Annotated in this window: 1 protein-coding gene; it reads right to left on the reverse strand. The window is 68.9% G+C overall.

Translation table 11 applies throughout. The annotated features are described in order from the left end of the window. Positions 1 to 43 precede the first annotated feature (43 nt). Positions 44 to 1,291: an IS256 family transposase gene (locus tag Q0817_RS19925; RefSeq protein ID WP_298592210.1), complete on the reverse strand. Its 1,248-nt coding sequence runs from the start codon at positions 1,289 to 1,291 to the stop codon at positions 44 to 46. Positions 1,292 to 1,412: the final 121 nt, after the last annotated feature.

The following is a 1,412-nucleotide window of genomic DNA, read 5'->3' on the forward strand; positions in this document are numbered from 1 at the left end:
GGTCAAGCCCCCGGGAGTGGTGTAGCGATCCTTCGTACGGGGATCAGGCCGTGAGGGCGGTCAAGGGATCGGGGTTCACCTCGCTTCCGGTGTCGGCGACGGTGGTGAGCCGGCATCGGGTGAGGACCTCCAGGCCGAGGTAGCGGCGGCCTTCGGTCCACTCGTCGGTCTGCTCGGCCAGCACCGCGCCGACGAGGCGGACGATGGCTGCGCGGTTGGGGAAGATCCCGACCGCGTCGGTGCGGCGCCGGATCTCCTTGTTCAGCCGCTCGGCAGGGTTGTTGGACCAGATCTGGGCCCAGACGTCCTTGGGGAAGCTCGTGAAGGCGAGGATGTCCTCGCGGGCCTGCCCCAGGTGCTCGGCCACCGCCGGGAGTTTCTCGGCGACGTAGTCGATGAGGCGGTCGAACTGGGCGTTGACCGCGGCGGCGTCGGGCTGGTCGTAGACGCTGTGCAGCATCGCCTTCACGGCCGGCCACATGGACTTCGGGCAGATCGACATGAGATTGGCCGCGTAGTGGGTGCGGCACCGCTGCCAGGCGGCCCCGGGCAGGTTCGCCGCGATGGCGTCCTTGAGCCCGGCGTGGGCGTCGGAGGTGACCAGGCGGACCCCGCCCAGTCCCCGGGCGACGAGGTCGGCGAAGAACTCGTTCCAGGCGGCCCCGGTCTCGGCCGTGGCCACCCGCATGCCGAGGACTTCGCGGTGGCCGTCGCCGTTGACCCCGGTGGCCAGGAGCACGACCGCGTTGACCACCCGCCCGCCCTCGCGGACTTTCATGCTCAACGCGTCGGCGGCGACGAACGTGAACGGGCCCGCTTCGTCTAGGGGGCGGTGGCGGAAGGACTCCACGTGCTCGTCGAGGTCGCCGGCCATCCGGGAGACCTGGGACTTCGACAGGGAGTTGATGCCCAGGGTCTTCACGAGCTTGTCCATCCGGCGGGTCGAGACCCCGGCGAGGTAGCAGTCGGCCACGACCGTGATGAGGGCGGACTCGGCCCGTTTGCGGCGTTCGAGCAGCCACTCTGGGAAGTAGGTGCCAGTGCGCAGCTTCGGGACGGCCACGTCGATGGTGCCGATGCGGGTGTCGAGCTCGCGGTGGCGGTAGCCGTTGCGCTGGGTCACCCGGGCCGGGGACGGGCGGCCCCATTCGGCCCCGACCACCGCCTCGGCATCAGCAGACAAGAGGGCGTTGATCATTGTCTGCAACAAGCTGCGCATCAGATCCGGGGAGGCTTCGGACAGGGCTTCGCCGAGCAGGCCGGCAGGGTCGACAATATGAGGAGCGGTCATCGTGATGATGTCCTTTCGAGGGTGCTGTGAGAGGTGAACTCGAAAGATCTCACGGTGGCCGCACCCTCGTCCGGAACGACGAGCAGGGCCACCGCGCTACACCACTATCGGGGGCTCAACT

The organism is uncultured Kocuria sp. (assembly GCF_947500125.1).
Lineage (GTDB): Bacteria > Actinomycetota > Actinomycetes > Actinomycetales > Micrococcaceae > Kocuria.

Bases quoted from the DNA above. Each gene is read 5' to 3' on its own strand.
- Q0817_RS19925 (WP_298592210.1), bottom strand. From the start codon at position 1,291: ATGACCGCTCCTCATATTGTCGACCCTGCCGGCCTGCTCGGCGAAGCC.